Source organism: Metabacillus sp. B2-18, assembly GCF_021117275.1.
GTDB lineage: Bacteria > Bacillota > Bacilli > Bacillales > Bacillaceae > Metabacillus.
The window spans coordinates 2,259,387-2,279,332 of the sequence record NZ_CP088245.1 but is presented as its reverse complement, the minus strand read 5'-3'; the positions used below and the strand labels follow the sequence as shown (position 1 = coordinate 2,279,332).

Annotated in this window: 20 protein-coding genes and 2 riboswitches; of the genes, 4 read left to right on the top strand and 16 right to left on the bottom strand. The window is 37.6% G+C overall.

Features of this window, described 5'->3' with window-relative positions:
- Nucleotides 1–15: 15 nt before the first annotated feature.
- The 12 genes from LPC09_RS11485 to LPC09_RS11430 all read right to left on the bottom strand — a co-directional run bounded on the left by LPC09_RS11485 (nucleotide 16) and on the right by LPC09_RS11430 (nucleotide 11,736).
- On the bottom strand, nucleotides 16–1,140 hold the full coding sequence (locus LPC09_RS11485) for a cobalt-precorrin 5A hydrolase (RefSeq protein ID WP_098796950.1): 1,125 nt from the start codon (nucleotides 1,138–1,140) through the stop codon (nucleotides 16–18).
- A complete protein-coding gene (gene cobM / locus LPC09_RS11480; RefSeq protein ID WP_098796951.1) occupies nucleotides 1,137–1,910 on the bottom strand; it encodes a precorrin-4 C(11)-methyltransferase in 774 nt (257 codons plus the stop codon). The genes LPC09_RS11485 and cobM overlap by 4 nt, the downstream gene beginning before the upstream one ends.
- Nucleotides 1,910–2,611, bottom strand: a complete 702-nt coding sequence (gene cobI, locus LPC09_RS11475) for a precorrin-2 C(20)-methyltransferase (RefSeq protein ID WP_098796952.1) — start codon at nucleotides 2,609–2,611, stop codon at nucleotides 1,910–1,912. The genes cobM and cobI overlap by 1 nt, the downstream gene beginning before the upstream one ends.
- Nucleotides 2,612–2,614: 3 nt before the next feature.
- Entirely contained in the window at nucleotides 2,615–3,823 is a 1,209-nt protein-coding gene (gene cbiE, locus LPC09_RS11470) for a precorrin-6y C5,15-methyltransferase (decarboxylating) subunit CbiE (protein WP_098796953.1), read from the bottom strand.
- Nucleotides 3,789–4,925 (bottom strand): cobalt-precorrin-5B (C(1))-methyltransferase, encoded by a 1,137-nt coding sequence (locus LPC09_RS11465; RefSeq protein WP_098796954.1) that lies wholly within the window; start codon nucleotides 4,923–4,925, stop codon nucleotides 3,789–3,791. The genes cbiE and LPC09_RS11465 overlap by 35 nt, the downstream gene beginning before the upstream one ends.
- A 3-nt stretch (nucleotides 4,926–4,928) precedes the next feature.
- Complete coding sequence (locus LPC09_RS11460; protein WP_098797009.1) at nucleotides 4,929–5,576, bottom strand: precorrin-8X methylmutase; 648 nt, start codon at nucleotides 5,574–5,576, stop codon at nucleotides 4,929–4,931.
- A 3-nt stretch (nucleotides 5,577–5,579) separates the two neighbouring features.
- Complete coding sequence (cobK, locus tag LPC09_RS11455; RefSeq protein ID WP_098796955.1) at nucleotides 5,580–6,359, bottom strand: precorrin-6A reductase; 780 nt, start codon at nucleotides 6,357–6,359, stop codon at nucleotides 5,580–5,582.
- Entirely contained in the window at nucleotides 6,356–7,279 is a 924-nt protein-coding gene (locus LPC09_RS11450; RefSeq protein ID WP_098796956.1) for a sirohydrochlorin chelatase, read from the bottom strand. The genes cobK and LPC09_RS11450 overlap by 4 nt, the downstream gene beginning before the upstream one ends.
- A gap of 20 nt (nucleotides 7,280–7,299) precedes the next feature.
- Nucleotides 7,300–8,934, bottom strand: coding sequence for a precorrin-3B C(17)-methyltransferase (gene cobJ / locus LPC09_RS11445; protein ID WP_098796957.1), 1,635 nt, complete (start codon nucleotides 8,932–8,934; stop codon nucleotides 7,300–7,302).
- Nucleotides 8,935–8,966: 32 nt separating this feature from the next.
- Nucleotides 8,967–9,350, bottom strand: a complete 384-nt coding sequence (locus LPC09_RS11440; protein ID WP_098796958.1) for a (2Fe-2S) ferredoxin domain-containing protein — start codon at nucleotides 9,348–9,350, stop codon at nucleotides 8,967–8,969.
- Between the two features lie 126 nt (nucleotides 9,351–9,476).
- A riboswitch (cobalamin riboswitch) is annotated at nucleotides 9,477–9,663 on the bottom strand.
- 232 nt (nucleotides 9,664–9,895) lie between these two features.
- Nucleotides 9,896–10,092: riboswitch (cobalamin riboswitch) on the bottom strand.
- 105 nt (nucleotides 10,093–10,197) lie between these two features.
- The gene (locus tag LPC09_RS11435; protein ID WP_176551045.1) at nucleotides 10,198–10,344 is read right to left on the bottom strand and encodes a hypothetical protein; all 147 of its coding nucleotides are present in this window, start codon (nucleotides 10,342–10,344) and stop codon (nucleotides 10,198–10,200) included.
- 69 nt (nucleotides 10,345–10,413) lie between these two features.
- Nucleotides 10,414–11,736, bottom strand: coding sequence for an MFS transporter (locus tag LPC09_RS11430; protein ID WP_098796959.1), 1,323 nt, complete (start codon nucleotides 11,734–11,736; stop codon nucleotides 10,414–10,416).
- Between the two features lie 280 nt (nucleotides 11,737–12,016).
- Here LPC09_RS11430 and LPC09_RS11425 point away from each other — a divergent pair, with 280 nt between their 5' ends.
- From LPC09_RS11425 to LPC09_RS11415, 4 genes are all read left to right on the top strand, one after another.
- Nucleotides 12,017–13,219 (top strand): L-lactate MFS transporter, encoded by a 1,203-nt coding sequence (locus LPC09_RS11425; protein ID WP_231309540.1) that lies wholly within the window; start codon nucleotides 12,017–12,019, stop codon nucleotides 13,217–13,219.
- A gap of 88 nt (nucleotides 13,220–13,307) precedes the next feature.
- Nucleotides 13,308–13,436 carry a hypothetical protein gene (locus LPC09_RS27350; RefSeq protein ID WP_255301597.1) on the top strand — a complete coding sequence of 43 codons (129 nt, stop codon included), beginning with the start codon at nucleotides 13,308–13,310 and terminating at the stop codon, nucleotides 13,434–13,436.
- Nucleotides 13,437–13,538: 102 nt separating this feature from the next.
- Nucleotides 13,539–13,736 carry an alpha/beta-type small acid-soluble spore protein gene (locus LPC09_RS11420; RefSeq protein WP_098796961.1) on the top strand — a complete coding sequence of 66 codons (198 nt, stop codon included), beginning with the start codon at nucleotides 13,539–13,541 and terminating at the stop codon, nucleotides 13,734–13,736.
- A 369-nt stretch (nucleotides 13,737–14,105) separates the two neighbouring features.
- Nucleotides 14,106–15,689, top strand: coding sequence for an IS1182 family transposase (locus LPC09_RS11415; RefSeq protein WP_231308038.1), 1,584 nt, complete (start codon nucleotides 14,106–14,108; stop codon nucleotides 15,687–15,689).
- 119 nt (nucleotides 15,690–15,808) lie between these two features.
- Here LPC09_RS11415 and LPC09_RS11410 read toward each other — a convergent pair whose 3' ends face one another.
- The 4 genes from LPC09_RS11410 to LPC09_RS11395 all read right to left on the bottom strand — a co-directional run bounded on the left by LPC09_RS11410 (nucleotide 15,809) and on the right by LPC09_RS11395 (nucleotide 19,945).
- Nucleotides 15,809–16,309: a GNAT family N-acetyltransferase gene (locus tag LPC09_RS11410; RefSeq protein ID WP_098796962.1), complete on the bottom strand. Its 501-nt coding sequence runs from the start codon at nucleotides 16,307–16,309 to the stop codon at nucleotides 15,809–15,811.
- A gap of 16 nt (nucleotides 16,310–16,325) precedes the next feature.
- Complete coding sequence (locus tag LPC09_RS11405) at nucleotides 16,326–17,324, bottom strand: glutathione S-transferase family protein (RefSeq protein WP_442920022.1); 999 nt, start codon at nucleotides 17,322–17,324, stop codon at nucleotides 16,326–16,328.
- Between the two features lie 154 nt (nucleotides 17,325–17,478).
- Nucleotides 17,479–19,443: a TRAP transporter permease gene (locus LPC09_RS11400; RefSeq protein ID WP_098796964.1), complete on the bottom strand. Its 1,965-nt coding sequence runs from the start codon at nucleotides 19,441–19,443 to the stop codon at nucleotides 17,479–17,481.
- Nucleotides 19,436–19,945 (bottom strand): DUF1850 domain-containing protein, encoded by a 510-nt coding sequence (locus LPC09_RS11395; RefSeq protein WP_098797010.1) that lies wholly within the window; start codon nucleotides 19,943–19,945, stop codon nucleotides 19,436–19,438. Before LPC09_RS11395 ends, LPC09_RS11400 begins: the two co-directional genes overlap by 8 nt.
- Between the last annotated feature and the right edge of the window lies 1 nt (nucleotide 19,946).

Sequence of the window (19,946 nt, the reverse complement as noted above, 5' to 3'; positions counted from 1 at the left end):
TAAACTTCCACCTCTCTAATAAGGAATTACGGCAACAGAAATCGTTACATTTCCTGATTTTTTCTTTGTTAGTGAAAGTGATGATGCCCCACTATATAAGCGGGCAGCCGGTTCACTAACCCCGTATGCACCTGTAAATTTATATACAGTTTCTGAAGGAAGCTCGATCGGTACACGATTCAATTCTTCAGCCGAATAACAGGTAAATTCCCATTGATGTTTCTGTGCAACCTCAATAATGCCTTGTTCATCTTTTTTCAAATCAATTGAACAAATTGCTTTCACACTTTTCGGCGAAAACTGTAACTCCTGCAATGTTTCCTCGATCACCTGTTCAATTTCTTCCTTCGATGTGCCCCGATTACACCCAATACCAAGAACGAGAACCTTAGGTCGGTAAAGAACGCCGTTTTGTAAAATGACACTTTCAGCTTCTGTTAGGTTTCGATGTGTGACAACAAGTGCTGCTTGAGGCTTTGCCGAGATTGCGTCTTGAATATTCTGATAAATTTTCAATGTTTCCGGTAGAGGAGTATCATATGTCCACCATTCTTTTTCACCTGATTCTTGAACAATGGCAACATGCTCTTCATTTACAACTGAAGCACTAACAGGTGTTAATTTATCAGCGCTCTCCCATATCCAGCCGAAACGACTTCCGAATAAATCCACAGGAATGGTTTTTTGAACATCGGAGGCTGTGGTAATAACCGGGGTTGCTTTTAATAATTCGGCCACTTCTCTTGTTAGCTCATTAGCTCCACCTAAGTGACCTGAAAGCACACTGATAACATGGTTGCCTTTATCATCTATGACCACAACAGCAGGATCTGTTTTTTTATCTTTTAAGATAGGAGCAATCATTCGAACAACAGCGCCTAAAGAAATGATCATAATGATACCTTTATATGTTTGAAAAAGAGTTGGAAGCAGCATGCGGACATTTCCCTCAAAAAGAGTAATATTCCGGGCATCTTCGTCTCCTTTTTCAAATTTGCTCATATAAAACAAGTCTGTTTGATGAAAATTAGCAGTAAGATGACGAGCTAACTCCACTCCATGCTTTGTGATGGCAATAACAGCATATTGACCTGTTTGTTTTAGATCCAAAATTTTTCCTTCTTCTAAAACGAGCGTCATTCTTTCACTCCTTTACGATAGCCATGAGTGAATGCTTTATCATAAAGCTTTGATTTAAAATCTTTATGATGAATATCAGGATCAAGTGCCCAGCCTGCTAGAATCATTGCTTGTTTACGAATGCCGTTTTTACGCATATCATCATCAAGATGCTCAAGTGTGGAACGAACAATTTTTTGATCAGGCCATGTTGCTTTGTATACAACCCCAACTGGTGTATCCTTGCTCCAGCCTGCATCTAAAAATTCTTTTACAATTTTTTTCGTAAGTGTTGCACTTAAAAATAGTGCTATTGTACAGTTATGTTTCGCTAGATCCTTTAATTTTTCAGCATCAGGAACAGGCGTTCGTCCTTCTGCACGGGTAAGAATAACGGTTTGTGTTAACTCAGGAATGGTTAGCTCAGCACCTAAAGCTGCAGCTGAAGCAAAAACCGAGCTTACTCCAGGAATGATTTCAACGTGAACATCTTGTTTATTTAGAATCGCAATTTGCTCCATAATCGCACCATATACAGCCGGGTCACCTGTATGAACACGCACGACCTTTTTACTCTCTTGGACGCGATCAACCATTACCTCAACCATTTCCTCTAAATGCATGCCTGCTGTTTTAATCACTTCGGCCTCAGGCTTTGCCTTCTCAATTAGTTCACTGCTTACTAATGAATCTGCATAGAGGACAACATCAGCTTCCTGAAGCAGCTTTAAGCCTTTAACAGTAATTAAATCAGGATCTCCCGGACCGGCTCCAATAATTGTGATTTTCATTATTTTCTCACCACCATTAACGTTAAATATTCCAGCTCTGCACGATCTAATTCACGAATGTCCCAGATGATTTCTTCATCCGATGTTACCTTTGTTACAACAGATGCTTTTTCGAGTAGATCTAATTCACGTAGAATTTTTAGCATTAAATCAATCACTTTAGCTACTTTAATGAAAATAACACAATCATTTTCAACGATTGCTTTTTTCATTGCTTCATAGTCATCTCTTGCAGGAATAATCGCCACATGATCATCTCCCTCTGCTAAGGCAATGCCTAAACGTGAAGCTGCACCATTTATGGAAGAAATACCGGGAACGGTTTGAATATTCACTTCTGGGTAGCGTTCTTTCACAAGATTCATCATATGAATAAACGTACTATATAAAAGGGGATCACCTTCTGTAACAAATGCAACATCCTTGCCTGTTTTAAGCTTATCCCACACAAGATCAACCGTATGTGACCATTCGCGCTCTAAAATCTCCGGATCCTTTGTCATCGGAAACACAAGGCCTAACATTTCCTTTTCCCCTGGTGTTATGTATACATCAATTATGCGATGGGCGTAGCTTTTGCTGCCCTTTCGTTTTTTCGGATAGGCGATAACTGGTGCTTCTTTTAACGTTCGAAAAGCTTTTACCGTTAAAAGCTCTGGATCTCCAGGTCCAACGCCTAAGCCATAAAGAGTTCCTACCATTTTTTATTCCCCTTCCTTATGTTGAGCAGTGATAATATAGATCGGGTTCAACGCATCAAAACGCGTAAGATTTAATATTGGTTTACTTCTTGAAATTTGTGAGAGTGTTATGTTGACCTCAAAACCGTTACGCTTGAAACCTTCAACCGCTTGATATAAATTTTCAATGGTGACTGCATTTAGCACAATTCTTCCACCCTTGTTAAGTCGTGAACAGCAAACCTTCAGAATTTCTTCCATGCCACCAGCTGTTCCACCAATGAAAATAGCATCTGGATTAGGGAATGCTTCTAAGTGTTCGGGAGCTTTTCCTTGAACAACCGTAAAATCTGTTCTGAATTTCTGCATATTTAACCGACAATTCTCTAAGTCGTGATCATTTTTTTCAATGGCAAATACTTGTCCTTCATTTGCAATTAAACAAGCTTCAATGGCAACAGAACCTGTGCAAGTACCGATATCCCAGACAACACTGTTTTTTGAAAGCTTCAATTCACTTAAGCTAAGTGTTCTTATTTCTTTTTTAGTTAAAAGACCTTTTTCAGGCTTTCTTTGATGAAATTCTTCATCATCAATGCCTATAGTCCAAGATTTCACTTCAGATGTTTTTTTCAAAATAACAACATTGAGTGGAGAGAACTCCATATTCTCAAGCTCTTCTAAGCTGTAAAAAGCACAGCGCTCTTGTTCACCACCAAGATTTTCAGCAACAAATGCCTTATATTCTGAAACTCCAAAGGAACGTAGATAGCGAGCGATTTGAGAAGGGCTATTCTCCTCATCTGTTAGAAGAGCAATTTTTTCTTTTCCATTAATTTTTTGCACAAGACCTTTTATACTTCTGCCATGTAGACTAGTGATGTAGGCATCCTGCCAGCTTTCATTCATTCTAGCAAAGGCTTGTTGTAAAGAGCTTAAATAAGGATAAACCTCAACATCCAGTTTTTTTGCAAGATAGCTCCCTATTCCATAAAAAAGAGGATCACCTGATGCAAGGACAACAATTTTGCGGTTTTCCTTTTCTAAGTCACTTACGAGTGAAGAAAGGCCACCTTTTATGACTTTCTTTTCACCAGTAAAATCTTTGAAAAATGAAAGTTGTCGTTCTCCTCCTACGAGAATATCACTCTCATAAATCCATTTTTCATAAACTGGAAGCAGGCTTTGTTTGCCATCATCACCGATTCCAATTACTTTCATTTTCTTCGTCATGTTTACCTGCCTTTCCAAGCAATGCACCTTTCATTGTGTACAAACTCGTTTCTATTGAGATTCCGCCGCCAATTTCTTTTAAACCTGAAAGACAGCAATTTTCACAAAGTATGGTGAAAAAATCATCAACACCATTCTCTGCCATCAAATCTCCAACTTGTGATGCGGTATTGGCTTGCTTTATTTCATCAATTAATTTTTCATCTTTTACACCAGCAGCAACAGCAACATTTGCGAGAAAATCAAAATCAACTGGTGCACTTTTTGAGTGGACCATCATCACACCTTGAGCTACCTTTGAAAATTTCCCCATCATTCCAACAAGAGAAACCTTTTTGATTCCTTGTTTCTTACATTGCTTTAGAGTGAACCCTACAAAATCACCCATTTCAATAAAGGCTTCTTCAGGAAGCTCCGGATATTGCTGCATCGCATACTTCTCACTGCGGCCACCCGTTGTAATCACTACATGCTCACATTCGCCTGCTCGTGCCACACTAACCGCTTGAACAATACTCGCCATATAAGCGGAGCTTGAAAATGGAATAACAGTGCCTCTTGTTCCTAATATTGAAATTCCACCAATAATACCAAGTCGTTTGTTTAATGTTTTTTCGGCCATTTTCTCTCCATCAGGAACAGAAATAATGATCGTGATTCCTCTTGTAATGTTATGGTTTTGAAGGACCTCCGCTGCTGTTTCAAGAATCATTTTTCTTGGTACAGGGTTAATCGCTGCTTCGCCAACTGGGACAGGGAGACCTTCTTTTGTGACCCGACCAACGCCGATTCCGCCATCTAGTGTAATGCCTGGTGTTTCACTCCAAGAAACAGTCGATATGATCTGAGCTCCATGTGTTGCATCTGGATCATCTCCGGCATCTTTAATTGTTCCGGCTTCAGCAACGTTTGCTTCTACTGTGCAACTTTCCATGACAAATGTCGCAAATTTTCCAACAGGTAAATAAATCGTGCTCTCCATTTGAGGCTCACCTGTAATTAATGAGAGTAATGCGGCTTTGGTCGTCGCCGTTGCACATGCACCTGTTGTATAACCGGAGCGCATTTCACTTTTGTCTTTTTTTTTGGTTTTTCCGTTCATCGTTTATTCCTTATCTGCAAGAAGAGAGATTGCGTTTAACGCTGCAACCGTAACGGTACTACCACCTTTTCTACCTACATTCGTAATGAATGGTACGTCTAATTTTGCTAATTCTTCTTTTGATTCCGGTGCTGATACGAAACCAACAGGCAGACCAATGACTAGGCTTGGTTTAGCTTCACCTTCCTTAATTAACCGAATTAATTCAAGTAGAGCTGTTGGTGCATTACCAATCGCAAAAATTCCTCCGTCAAACTGTTTAATCGCTTTTCTAACAGAAATAATCGCACGAGTTGTGTTTAAACGCTTTGCTTCCTCCATGACGTCTGGGTCTGAAATGTAAACATGTACACCACCGCCATGTTTTTCAATTCTTGGCTTACTGACGCCGCCTAAAATCATTTGAACATCCGCATATACTTGTTCACCATTACGAATAGCGTTAATACCAGCTTGAACAGCTTTATCGTGAAAAAGCATGCTATGACCTAATTCAAAATCAGCGGAGGCGTGTACAACACGTTGGACAACCTTATATTGTTCTTCGGTAAAGTTATGATCACCAAACTCTGAATCAATCATTTGAAAACTAATTCCCTCAATTTCTTGAGGCTGAACTGTAAGTGGTTTGAATTCTGTTTTAAAATCCATCATCTATTCCTCCAATTTTTTATCAACTATTCTGTTAATATGGCTGAGTAATCCTTCAAAGTCAGAATAAGCATGACCATATTGAATTTTTGGTCTTTTAATCATAATTGTCTCGATACCAAGCTCCAAAGCTGCTTCTAATTTCTCATCAACAGAACCTGCTTTGCCGCTTTCCTTTGTGATCATCGTTGTTACTCCGTACTGTTTATAAAGAGCTGCGTTAAATTCTTTTGAAAACGGACCTTGAATCGCGACGATGTCTTTTTGAGGAAAGCCAAGTTTTTCGCATTTTTCCATATTATCTTTTCTTGGAAGCATCCTTGCAATAACACGAGTATTCGGTAGATCTAGTAATCTACGTGTGAAAATTTCAAGAGTTTTACTCCCAGTTGTTAACATAATCACACCTTTTTTTTCAGCAGCAACCTCTGCTGCCTCCTCGTAGCCTTCAACCATCACAATCCCTTTTTGTTCATAGACTTGAGATTCCCGCTCATAACGGATATATGGAACACCAGCTGCTTTTGCCCCCAAAAGTGCATTTTTGCTAGCTTCCTCAGCAAACGGATGACTAGCGTCAACAATCGCTTGAAAGCCCTGATCTTTAATCATCGTTGTAAAATCATGATCCGTAAGCCTTCCTACATATACATCTAAGCCTACCTTTTGCATTTCTTTTCCTGCATTCTCTGTAACGACTGTTGTAAGAATGTTATATCCTGCTTCTTTCACGGTTAATGCTAGTGCTCTAGCATCACTTGTACCGGCTAAAAAGAGAATCATAGTTTTTGAACCTCTGGCTCATGGTTGTGCTCGTTATCATGATCATGGTCATGATGATGGTGATGATGATGGTGCCCGTGGTCATGATCGTGATCATGGTGGTGGTGATGATCAATATGTTCCATTGCCTCAATTCGGTACACACATGTATCACAGTTCATTTTTACTTCACCTTGCAACGCTTCTTGAATTCGATCTTTTATAATGGTTTTAAGTCTTGAGTGAAAGCCAAAATAGCCGGCAAGCTTGAATTCAACCTCAGGAAACTCTTGTTGAAACTCTTCAATCATGTGCTCTAAACGTTTGATTAAAATACCAGTAAATAGAAAATAAGGTAAAATAACAATTCTCTTTGCCCCTAATTTCACACAACGTTCAACGCCTTCTTTAATTAAAGGATCTGTTACACCCATAAAAGCAGGTTCAACAAACTTATAATGTAGCTTTTCCCATAAAAGTCTTGTAATTTTATATAAATCACTGTTTGCATCAGGATCACTGCCGCCGCGACCTAACAAAATAACAGCTGTTTCAGGATCTTCTTCGTTGATTTTCTCGCCAACTTCTTCTAAGCGGCTTTTACAAATTTCCATTGTTTCTTCATGTATGCCAAAAGGTCTTCCATACGTAAATGAAACATGAGGATACTTTTCCTTCGCTTCATCAATCGCAGCTGGTATATGGATTTTAGAATGTCCTGCTGCAAGTAGCATTAGTGGAATGACAAAAACACTAGTTGCCCCTTTTTCTACACATGTTTGAATACCTTGATTAATAGTTGGTCGTTCGAACTCTAAAAAGCAGGTTTCCACTAAAAGCTCCGAATCTAATTGTGGCTTTAACTCTTCAATTGTTTGTCTTACTTGGTCGTTTCCTTCATGATCTCGACTTCCATGTCCAACGAGTAAAATTGCTTTCATACTATTCTCCCCTATCCTTATTAATCTCCGCACGGAGCTGGTTCAATTTCAATTTTTGGACTCATGTCCCTATATGAATAGCCTTGAACATTACCAACACGTTTAAAATACTTGAAAAACCTTTCGTTTGGATGTCCTTTTTCCTTGTATTCATGAACAATATTTTCAATCACTTCGACGATTTTTTCGGGCTCTATTCCTTCAGCAACCGGTTGACCAGGATGAGCTGTTCGACCGACTGTTTTGGCTCCTAAAAACAAATCAAATTTTCCTTTTCGAAAAATAATTCCGATATCTTCATTCACAGCACCAAAACATGCCATTCCACACCCGTTAAATCCTACCTTTAATTCTTTTGGTAAATCTAGCCCGCTTAACTTTTCATGAAGCTCCTCTGCATATGGAATGGAATCTTTCTTTTCTCCTTCACAAAAATCACAAGCCTTGATTTGAAAAACATCACCAATAGGTTCTAATAAAAACCCAACTTCTTTAAGTTTTTCGGTGATCACTTCCGGTTCACTCGTCGGAATTCGTAAAAGAATTTGATGATGTGGTGTATACTCCATTGAACCATCGTCCCCGGTCACTTCTGCAAGAGTCATCATCTGCTTTGGAGTGAATTTTTTATTTGCAATACCAGGGCTGACAGCTAATTCAAAAATCGATGTAATCGGGTTGTTTACAGAATTTCGAGACTTTTCTTCGTTAATAGAAGGATCTGTGTCTCCCTTAACTTTTTGCAACGCTTCTAAAGCAAGTTGCAAAGAGCTTTCTTTTTCTTTGGTTGCTTTTGCTTTTTTATTTGGTGGCATATCGTTAATACCTTTATGTAATGCCCATGGTTCGTTTTCATGTCGAAGACGCTCATGTGGCTTTAATCTCTGCTCAGTGGTATTTAACGTATACTTACGTTGATAACCTCTTGGCGTAATCATTTTATTGTCATATAAAAATGTCGATGAATTTCCAATCACAACCGTTGTAAGCATTCCGATATCAAACTCGAGCATATGCTCAAGATCTGTAATAACGATATGCTGTCTGTCACGATACGCACTTTTCACAAGTCCAACAGGTGTTAATGGTGAACGATAGCTTAATAAAATCCGTTGCGCTTCTTGTATTTGTCTTGTTCGACGACCACTTTTAGGATTATAAAGAGTTATAACAAAATCAGCCTGAGCAGCTGCATCAATACGCTTTTCAATCAATTCCCAAGGAGTTAAATGGTCACTGAGACTGATTGTGCATGCATCATGCATAATTGGGGCACCTAAAAGTGATGCACATGAATTAATTGCCGAAACACCCGGAATGACTTCTACACTCACACCAGTTTCTTCTGACCAGCCTTTTTCAATTAAAACCTCATAAACAAGTCCGGCCATTCCATACACTCCAGCATCACCACTTGATATGACAGCTACTGTTTTTCCTTCTTCGGCAAGTTTCACAGCTGCTTGGGCACGGCTTACTTCCTCTGACATTCCTGTACTAATAATCTCTTGATCTGTTAAAAGATCCTGAATTAATTCAACATATGTTTTGTATCCAATAATACAGTCACTTTCTTGAATCGCATCTTGAGCCCTTTTTGTCATATGTTCAAAGCTTCCTGGACCAAATCCGATCACAAGTAATTTTCCTAGCAAGTAAATTCCTCCTTTCAATACGTATAACGGTATTAAACGTTACTCTTTTGCGGTTTTACTATTCCTTTAATCGACTCTGAATTTTCAGGTGCAGTAAAATGATCTTTATCATATGTGTAAATAACGCTGTCTTCTACCACATTTCCACCTACAAGATGCTCAGTAACAATCTTTTTAGCTAATTCAGGCGTTGCAGCTTTATACCAAACTCCCTCCGGATAGACCACCATTACACACGCATCTTTGCATCTTCCATTACAACGAGTTCTTGTTGTATGAATGCTTGCATCCAAATCTAAGTTTGTAATTTCTTCTCTGATTGCCTGAGTTGCTTCTTCTCCACCCTTTCTCATACAGCTGCTTCCGTTACAAATAAGTACATGATGCTTTGTTTCTGTTAGATTCCAAGTCGTCATCTAAACACTTCCAATCTATTAAAATTTTTCAAATAAAAATGCACCTCTATATAGGCAGAGGTGCATTAAAAAATGGCGCAAGTGACCAGCATTTTCTACTACACGTCTACCTATATGCCCGTAGGTATCAGTATAAAAAGATAGGCAGGTCTCCTGACTTAGGTTCATAGCTTTATAACGTCTTCCCGTTTACATTCAGTGACATTATGCTATAAAGCTTCCCATAACAGTGGCGGGTACCGTGTCGGACTTTCACCGACTTCCCTTTTAAGCACTACAGTAGTTGAAGTGCACCTAATCTTTAAAACTCTATTTAATTTACTCATCTAAACGTATTAGGTTGTCTCTTGAAATATGTCTTTTTATAAAAACAATCATCAAACCAATGGAAAATACCTAAGCTATCAACCATAAAACCTTATACATTTAGACAGAACAAAAAATCCGCTCATATCTTTATTGAGCGGATGAAAAGGCAATACGAAAGCAATCCAAAAAATTAAAATGGTTGCATTCGTCTCACCTTCTCACCTCCCGAAGAAACTGAAACTTGATAAATTAAGACAGGTCTCCTGACTTGTGTTTCACTCTACTTTAAGCCCCTTCCCATATATCACTTTTAATAAAGCTTCAATACAGTGGATTGCTTATTTCGTCGACACTTACAGTTGCGGGGACAGTTTCTGATTTACACCGAATTCCCTATTAAGCCTTAAGCGGCATCTTAATCTACAGCGTTTACTATTTTAAGTTGTTATCAATTGATAGGTATTATATTAAAGCAACCAAAATGATATTTCAACATATTGTTGGATAAAATGACAAAAGTTACAATTAAAGTGGTGATTTATTCCATTCCCTCATCTTTTTCATCATACGCTATTAACACAATATTTTCATTTGTTTCACTTCTTAATTCTTTTTCTAGACTCATGATTTTGTTTAATTGATCACGATCTAAGTTTGCGACTGGAAAGTTTTCATAAACGCTCATGCTTTTAACCTCCTTTGTTTTATAATAAGATTTTCACCAATAAGATATCGATTATGCACCTGGTTATCATCATTCTGTTCTTGGCTTTTTCCTGAAGAACACTTCTGGTTCCCATCTGTTAACAGGATGTGTTCGATGTTGTCCAGGTTCACTTGGAAGTCGAGGTGCATCTTTAGGCTTGTTTTCTTTTGATGATGCCTGTTGTAACGATTGTCTAAGTGGCTGCCATTTTTTAAGAAAAGTAACAACAACTACTAGCGCAAATCCTAAGGCGGTGTAAATGAAAACAGGTGTTAAAGTATTTTCACCTACACCAAGAATTCTTCCACCAGCAGATTTTCCACCAGCCTCTCCTAAGCCGTAAACAACATTTGATAAGGCAAAAAACAACCCGATTAATTCTCCTTTTGACAATTGTGAGATGGTACTGTCTATTGTAGGAAGAATCATCATTTCACCAATAACAAACACTCCTCCACTAAGGATCAAATGGAAAAATGATTGTGCAAAAAATAACGAGGCAATTCCAATCGTTATGAAGAGAATCCCTAATCCTAATGCAGTTAGAGGCTCTACTTTCCTAATAATTCGCTTTGTAATCAAGCCTTGTAATGAGATGACAATTAAGCTATTAACTGTCCATATCAACGCAACATTTTTAGGCTCCGGTAAAATAACTGTTGCTCTAAGTGGTAATGCAAGAGATAACTGTGCATATAAAGCCCATATAATAATCGTTACAAAACTAAACACCATAAAGGGCTTGTTTTGAAATGCCTGTTTGTAAGCTCCCTTAGGAATTCCCTCACATGGCACATCACCACAACCCTTTGGGAGAAAAATCCAACTTTGTAGTGCTAAAAGGATATAAATTCCACCAGCAATCCAAAAGATCATTTTAGATGTTCCGGTTAAAAGAAAAAAAACAATTAATCCTGCTGAGCCTGTCCCAATATTTGCAGCTATGCCTCTTATGGAAAAAGCTGTTGTTTGGTTCTCTGAAGAAGCAAAGGCTGCGATGGCTGCTTTTGTTGAAGGAGCATTTAATCCAGTACCAAATCCCATTGTAATAGCAGTAACGATCAAAAAAGAAAACTGTGTGAATAAACCAAACCCAATAAGTCCGCATGCAGCAATCAAAGCTCCAAGTCCTATCGTAAATCCTCGACCAATACGATCAGCTAAAACTCCTCCGGCCACGCTCCCAACTTGAAAGGCAATGGCAATACTTGCTAACACAATTCCAATTTGTCCTATCGATAAACCTGCATCTGTTTTTAAAATAATCGGAAGCATCGGTGTAACCAAATATGTTCCTAAATGTGAAAGTAAAACACCAAAAAGAAGGATAAGTAGCGGCTTTTCTAGTTGTAATATGTCTTTTATTCCCATATGATTATCCTCCTTTTCTTTTCATTTTACTTTTCCCTAACTGCAATAGGTTATGTAATTGACCCGAAAGATCGCTAGACCTAGTAAGCGCATTCACAAAAATGGATGGAAATCATATCATTTTATGAAACGTTTAAGCATTAGGCAGATCCACTACAAAATCATAATATTTGGTTGCTTTTGTAAACACTTTAAGTGAGTGCACAAGAGACCAACGTTGATAATCATTTGTCACCGTTGGTCTCTTTTTTATTTGTTAATAACTTAGGAGGAAATAAAATTGAACAGATGGTTAGTTGTATTAGGAGCAATTCTCATTCAAATTAATTTAGGAGCAGTATATGCATGGAGTTTATTTAATCAGCCTTTAATGGATAAGTTTGGTTGGGCAAAAGAAGATATTGTTGTTACCTTCTCCATCACAATTGCAGTATTTGCCTTAACAACCATTTTTGCAGGAAGGCTTCAAGACCGCATCGGACCAAAATGGGTAGCAACAATAGGTGGAATTTTACTTGGAGTTGGCTTAATTCTATCAAGTCAAGCTACTACATTATTTCAATTATACTTTTTCTACGGTGTTGTGGGTGGAATTGGTATCGGAATGACTTATGTTTGTCCATTATCTGCATGTGTAAAATGGTTTCCTGATAAAAGAGGCTTTATTAGTGGAGTTGCTGTTGCCGGATTTGGTTTAGGTGGTTTAATTTATAAACCTGTTATCGGATATTTAATTGATACTTTCGGTGTATCGTCTTCTTTCTTTTATTTAGGAATACTTTATTTTGTATTAGTTGTAGCAGGTGCACAGTTATTAAAAAATCCACCAAACGATGATACCACATCCTTAACAAATACTTCTAAAGTAACAAATGATTTTTCACCAGTTCAAATGTTAAAAACGTATCAGTTTTATCTTTTGTGGACGATGTTTTTATTTGGAAGTGTGTCTGGACTTCTTGTTATTAGCTTTGCAGTAGATATTGGGGTTGATTTAGTAAAACTTGATGTTGAGCAAGCTGCAAATGCTGTAATGGTGATTGCATTATTTAACGCGGCTGGGCGAATTCTTCTAGGAAAAATCTCAGATCGCATTGGACGCAAAAGTACACTTGTGATCATTTATGCTTTAACCGCACTCATCATGTTTTATATGAGCACGGGTTTCATGAACTATCCGATTTATTTAATCGCAGTTTCTTTCATCGGCTTTGGTTTTGGTGGATTTCTCGCTCTCTTTCCTTCTGTAACGGCAGACTACTATGGGACAAAAAACATAGGTACAAATTATGGTTTTATGTATCAAGCATACGGACTATCTGCCTTCGCTGGACCTTTTATCATCAAAGCTATTTCTTTTACTCAAGCATTTATTTTTGCAGGTTTTATATGCATATTGGCAATCATTATGGCTAAATTTGTTAAGGTACCTTCTCAATCTTCATCAGATGAACTCCTTAGTAAGGAACCTTTAAGAAACTGATTCTTAAGTAATAAAGATTGGACCAAATTCCCACCTCAAAACATCAAGCATTTGCACAAACTATTAGTGAATCAAAGGAGGGTTAAAAATGGATAAAAACCAATCAATGCAACCACCAGATACAGGTAAATTAACAAATTTTCATTACGGCTCTGAAAAGGATGACCGTACAGAAGAAATGAAGAAAAAAGTAAAAAATCGCCATCAATCAAAATAAAGAGATCCTCAATATTTTTTGAGTTAGGCGGGTACAATAATTCATGAGCAACTGATTGTAGTGCTCGGGAGTTCCTAAACCATTCAAAAGGGGTGTTGTACAATGGCAAGAAACAACAAATTAGTTGTGCCTGGTGCAGAAAATGCTCTTAATTCCATGAAAGAGGAAATTGCGAATGAATTTGGGGTACAACTTGGAGCCGATACGACAGCTCGTGCAAACGGTTCTGTTGGTGGGGAAATGACAAAGCGTTTAGTTGCAATGGCAGAAAACCAACTGCAGAATCATCAACAATTTTAAATGTAAATGTAAATGGGGCTGACCCAAAAGTCTAGATTTTAGACCTTTGGGTTAGCCTTTTTTAAAAAGTGTTTTTTAAATAAAGTTAACTATAAAAACTGGTTCGTTCCATTGCGCTCCAGACACTTGCTTTCCGCGGGGAGGAAGCTGAGCCTCCTCGCCTTCGCCTGCGGGGTCTCAGCCTTTCCTCTACCTCCCGCAGGAGTCAAGTGTCTTCCGCTCCATTCCACTATCCTTTTAAAATAATATTTATTTGCAACAATCTACGAAAACAACCTTTTAAAAGACAAAATTAAAAACAAAAAAATCGCCCGATTCTGTATAATGAAGTTACCACACCACTTTATACAAGAAAGGAACGATTTTTTTATGAAATATGATCATATTTCTTTCGTTAATTATAACATGAATCAGTTAGTTCTTCCATTAGACCTTGAAATTCTCATCCCTCAAAATCATTTATCTATCATTGTTCATGAAGCTGTAGAAAAGCTAGACGATACTTTGTTGGTTCAACCTTACAAAGGTGGTGGACGCCCATCATATCATCCAAAAATGTTACTTAAAGTCATCATTTATGCTTATACACAAAAAGTTTACTCAGGAAGACAAATAGAGAAATTACTAACCGAAAATATCTACTTTATGTGGTTAAGTGGTAGTCAAACTCCTGATTTTCGTACGATTAATCGTTTTCGATCGGAGCGAATGAAAGACATAATCTATCAAGTTTTCTTTTCAATTGTAGAGTTACTACGTGAAAAAGGATTAGTCAAGCTGGAGCACTATTTTGTAGATGGGACTAAGATCGAAGCAAATGCAAATCAGTATACTTTTGTTTGGAGAAAAGCGACAGAGAAATATGAAAAAAGTTTAGATGATAAATATCGTCAACTCGCTTTACAAATTGAGCATATCCTTGAAAAAGAGGAAAAGACCGCCACTTCCATGGGGCTAGAAGAAAAGTTAAAAGAAACTCCGATTACCTCGGAACAGATTGAACAAAGTATTAAAAAGTTAGAAAAGCATTTAGAGACAGAACCCAAAAATAAAGAGGCGAAAAAAGCTGTTCGATTATTAAAGAAAGACTACCTTCCTCGAAAAGTGAAATATGAAGAACAAAATCAACTTTTCAATGGAAGAAACAGTTTCTCGAAAACAGATAATGATGCGACCTTTATGAGAATGAAGGAAGATCATATGCGAAATGGGCAGTTAAAACCAGGATATAATGTACAAACAGGAACAGAAGGTCAATTTATTACAGGTTTCTCTCTACATCAAAGAGCAGGTGATCCAGGCTGCTTAATCCCTCATCTTCAACACCTGGAGGAGCACGGAGTGAAACCAGAAAAAATAGTTGCCGATTCTGGTTATGGTAGTGAGGAAAACTATGACTTTTTAGAAAGAGAAGGACGAACAGCGTACATAAAATATAATACATTTGATCAGGAACAAAAAAGAAACTGGAAAAATAAAATCGAACGTGTAGAAAATATGGAGTACGATGAGGAACTAGATGAGTTTATATGTGCAAACAAGCAACGCCTTGTATTCCAGTATGAAACCTCAAAAACTTCTGATAATGAATATGTTTCAATTAAAAGAAAGTATTCATGTTTTGAATGTGCCGGCTGCCCTTTCCAAAAAACTTGTGCCAAAGGAAAAGAACAAAAAACAATTACAATATCACTAGAAAATCAAAGGCAACGAAAAGAGATTCGTGAACGTCTTCAGAGTGAAGAAGGACGAAAATTATATAGCCAACGAAAATGTGATGTGGAAAGTGTATTTGGACAAATAAAACATAATCAGCAGTTCAGACGCTTTTCAATGCGTGGCCTCCAAAAAAATACGATTGAATGGGGGCTTCTTTGCGTTGCACATAACTGTAAAAAAATGCAGAAGGCAATAAAAAGAAATAAAGCAAAAGAGGATATTGGATGCCAATAAGGGGGAGGAATACCCCTTTTTCATTAAAAAAATCCTACTTATTTGGTTTCTATACCAAAAATAAAGAAAGGGTGCTCAAAAGGTCGTTATTTAACAACCTTTTGAGTCACCCTCATTTTTTAAACTGAACGTCTAAAAGCTTTTACAATAACACCATCATTAGCAGGTTCAAAATCATATTGCGGAATTCGTTTAAATCCAAAACTTTCATATAATTTCATTGCACTTTTCATAAAATCAGCTGTGTGAAGTCCAATAGAATCAATATCTTTTTCTTTTGTTCGTTTCATACATTCATTGATTAATGCTGAAGCCACTCCTTTTCCTCTAGCTTCCGTAGAAACAGCAAGTAAACGTATTTCGGAATAATCAAGCTTATCAACGATTCCTTCATATGCATCAGATTGTGGTGGAAATAACGCAACACTTCCTAAAATTTCCCCATCTATTTCAGCCACAATTAACTCTACTCCATCTTGGACATCTGCTTCAGAGGAGATGGCTTGTTTTAGTGCCTGCCAATGCTCTGATGAAACAGATGTTGCATGCTCGCTATAAGCTGAAACTCTTTGTTTTCTAATAAAAGGGATCTCTTCCCTAGACGCATCTCTTATGATCATTTTGTGATCTCCATTTTCATTTTTTTATGATAAACTTCTCTTTTTGTTTACTTAGTAACTCCCGGTTGTGCTGTGATTTCCAAAAAGATAAGTCAGGTCCCTTCGGCAAAATTTTTACATCTTCTTTTTCTGTGAAGATTGTGATTGAAAGATGATAATGATTTTTTATAGCGTTAAAATCTGTTGTATCCCCAAAACCTGGTGTTTGAAATAAATCACGCACATAGCCAGACAAATTTGAAAATTCTCTAATTAAGGTGCGATTTGTATTAAATGCTGAATAATAAGCAGCATCAAATCGAACTAAAGTTGTGTAAAAGCGAACATCTGAATCTGTAATAAAATCACCATGCAAGAAACGCTGGTTAGAAAGTCGCTCATCTAGCTCATCTAACCGAGCAAAAAGCTGGTCATAAGCTTGCTCATAAGCATCTTGAGAAAGCGCAAATCCACATTTATAAACTCCATTATTAATATCTTGAAAAATAAGATCATTTAGTTCATCGATTTCTTCACGCAAGCTTTCAGGATATAAATCTGGTGCTTTTTCCTTATGAAACGGTGACCATACCGTTTCAAAATAATTAGTTAACTTAAAATAGTCATTATTCACTACTTTTTTAGTTTGTAAATCCACCATAACAGGTACTGTAGGACGTCCTGTATATTCAGGATCAGTTTGATGATAAATTTCACTCATATACCTAATATCAAGGATTGGATCCTTACTCTCTTCATCCAATGAAAATTCCCAGTCCACACGATTGAGTTTTGGACGAAAAGGACTTGCTGTTCCTAAGCTGATAACATCTTCTAAGCCTAAAAGTTTACGAACAATAACAGTTCGGTGCGCCCAAGGACATGCTGCTGTCCATAATAAGCGATAGCGTCCTGCTTCAACTGGAAGCTCATCTGGCTCGCTACCGAACGGAGTAGTAAACTTATTGGATTGACGTTTGAAAGCGCCATCTTCATTGATTTCAACAGTTTTTGTAGATTTATCTAAAGATTTCAAGATCCAGTTCACAGCTCTGATCTTTACGTGACACCTCATCACTCCCCATCTAAAGTTGCAGTACTATGTTTAGTTTAGTATTTACCTGAATAATCAGTCAATTAATAGGCCCAGCAAAAAGCCTGATACGAGAAGTATCAGGCTTTAAACTAATTTAATTAGACATTTTTAACGTATTTCCTTTATCACGTTTCCAAATAAATTGTAGAGCCAGTAAGGCTGCAAAGGCAATGATTCCTGTAATATCAGAAATACCTTCAGGATAGATGAGCAGAAGCCCTGTAACAAGTGCGACAATTCGCTCAATCCAATGAAGTTTGCGCATCCAATAACCGATAATACCAGCACCGATAGCAAGCATTCCAGATACGGCTGTAATAAGCACCCATACTAATTCATACCACGTTGTGTCAATCATGAGCAACTCTGGTGAAAGAACAAATATATATGGAATGATAAAGGCAGCAATGGCCAGTTTGGCTGAGTTGACCCCTGTTTTCAAAGGCTCTCCTCCTGCTACACCTGCTGCTGCAAATGCAGCTAAGGCAACTGGTGGTGTAATATCTGCAATAATTCCAAAATAGAAAACAAATAGATGAGCTGATAAGTCAGGTACACCTAATAAGATAATCGCCGGCGCAGCAATTGTTGATGTAATAACATAGTTAGCAGTTGTTGGCGAACCCATTCCAAGAACAATTGCTGCTAACATGGTTAGCATTAATGTTGGAATTAAGTATCCTCCAGCTAAATCAATCAATCCATTTGCAAGCTTTAATCCTAAACCTGTTTTTGTTACAATTCCAACAATAATACCCGCTGCAGCAGTTGCAGCTGCAACACCTAAAGCAGAACGAGCACCGTCTACAAGTGCTAGCACAAATTGCTTTGGTCCCATTCTCGTTGCTTTATTAAATAGCCCTACGATTATCGCTACTAAAATTGAATATAATGCAGCATGTGTGACAATAATTCCTGACATTAATAATACGATGACCGCTATAATTGGAAGTAGCAGGTAAAACTTTTTTAACACTTCTTTTCGATCAGGCATTTCTTCTTTTGTTAATCCACGAAGACCAATTCGCTTCGCTTCAAAATGAGTCATAATCCAAATTCCTGCGAAATATAGAACGGCAGGGATTGCAGCAGCTTTTGCTATTTCCCAATACGTGATACCGCCGCCGATAAATTCAACCATTAGAAAGGCAGCAGCACCCATTATAGGAGGCATTAGCTGACCACCTGTTGATGCAGCAGCTTCTACAGCTCCAGCAAACTCTTTTTTATATCCAAGCTTTTTCATCATTGGTATTGTAAACGAACCAGAGGTAACAACGTTTGCAACGGAGCTTCCACTTATCGTTCCTTGTAGGGCACTTGAGAAAATCGCAACTTTAGCTGGTCCACCAGTTCTGCGCCCTGCAATGGAAACAGCCAAATCATTAAAATATTGTCCTACTCCAGTTCTCACTAAAAATGCTCCGAACAAGAGAAATAGGAAAATAAATGTTGAGGATACGGCAAGTGGTGTTCCTAAAATCCCCTCAGTAGTAAAGAACATCGTTTGAACTAATCGCTCAAGTGATAATCCTCTGTGTGCAAGGAAACCTGGCATATACTGCCCATAAAGTCCATACACCAAGAAGATAAGGGCAATAATAGTAATCGGAAGACCAACTGCTCTTCGTGTTGCTTCCAACACTAATACTATTGCGATGATTCCAACGATAAAATCCATTTGTGATAGACGTCCAACACTCATAACCAAATCATTAAAATTAATTGGCCAATAAGCTCCTATACCAACACTAAGGAGAGCTAATATGCCATCATACCATGCAATTTGAAGCTTTCCTTTTTGACGTTTTTTCCTATTAGCAGGAAAAAGTAAAAAAATCAAGGATAGTGCAAACCCTAAGTGAATGGTCCGCTGAATTTGTGCAGTAAAAACACCGAAAATGGCTGTATATAATTGAAATAGTGAGAATGATAGCAGTCCAATAAAGGCAATCCAGCCAATAATACCTGTTAATTTACGTGTACCGGCTTCAGGATCATATTTTTCCAATAATGCCTGTTGTTCTTCTTCATTTAACGTTTTATTTTCATCAACCACTTATGTTCACTCCTTTCAATAGCTCCCATAATGACATTTTTTCAGGTGACATCCGCACCCATGTTCCTGGTTTAATAAAATTTGATAATGTATATGTGTGATCTTTATAAATAATTCGATGATCCGCTCTTACCTGCCCGAGACGAAGATCAACAAATGGGAAAGCACGGTTCATATTCTTTATGTAGTATGTACCATTTTTTTCTTCAAATACCTCATCTCCTTCTGCATTAGAAGGCATGCCTATTGCAAAATCTTTATAAGAAAATTCAGTTAAGATAATTTGCTTCTTAGTAAGTTTGTAGGTTTCAATGACATCTGAAAGATGAATGGAATGTGTATATTTAATTTGAAAGGAATTCTCTTTCTCAAAAGGTAGATATGCAAGTAGTTTTTCTTCGTTTTCATAAGTAAAAGCAAGAGTTTGTTTAAAAGGAATGAAAACGAGCAAAGTGATAAGCAAGAGTAGAGGTACAGTGACTAGAATTATCTTAAGCCTCATA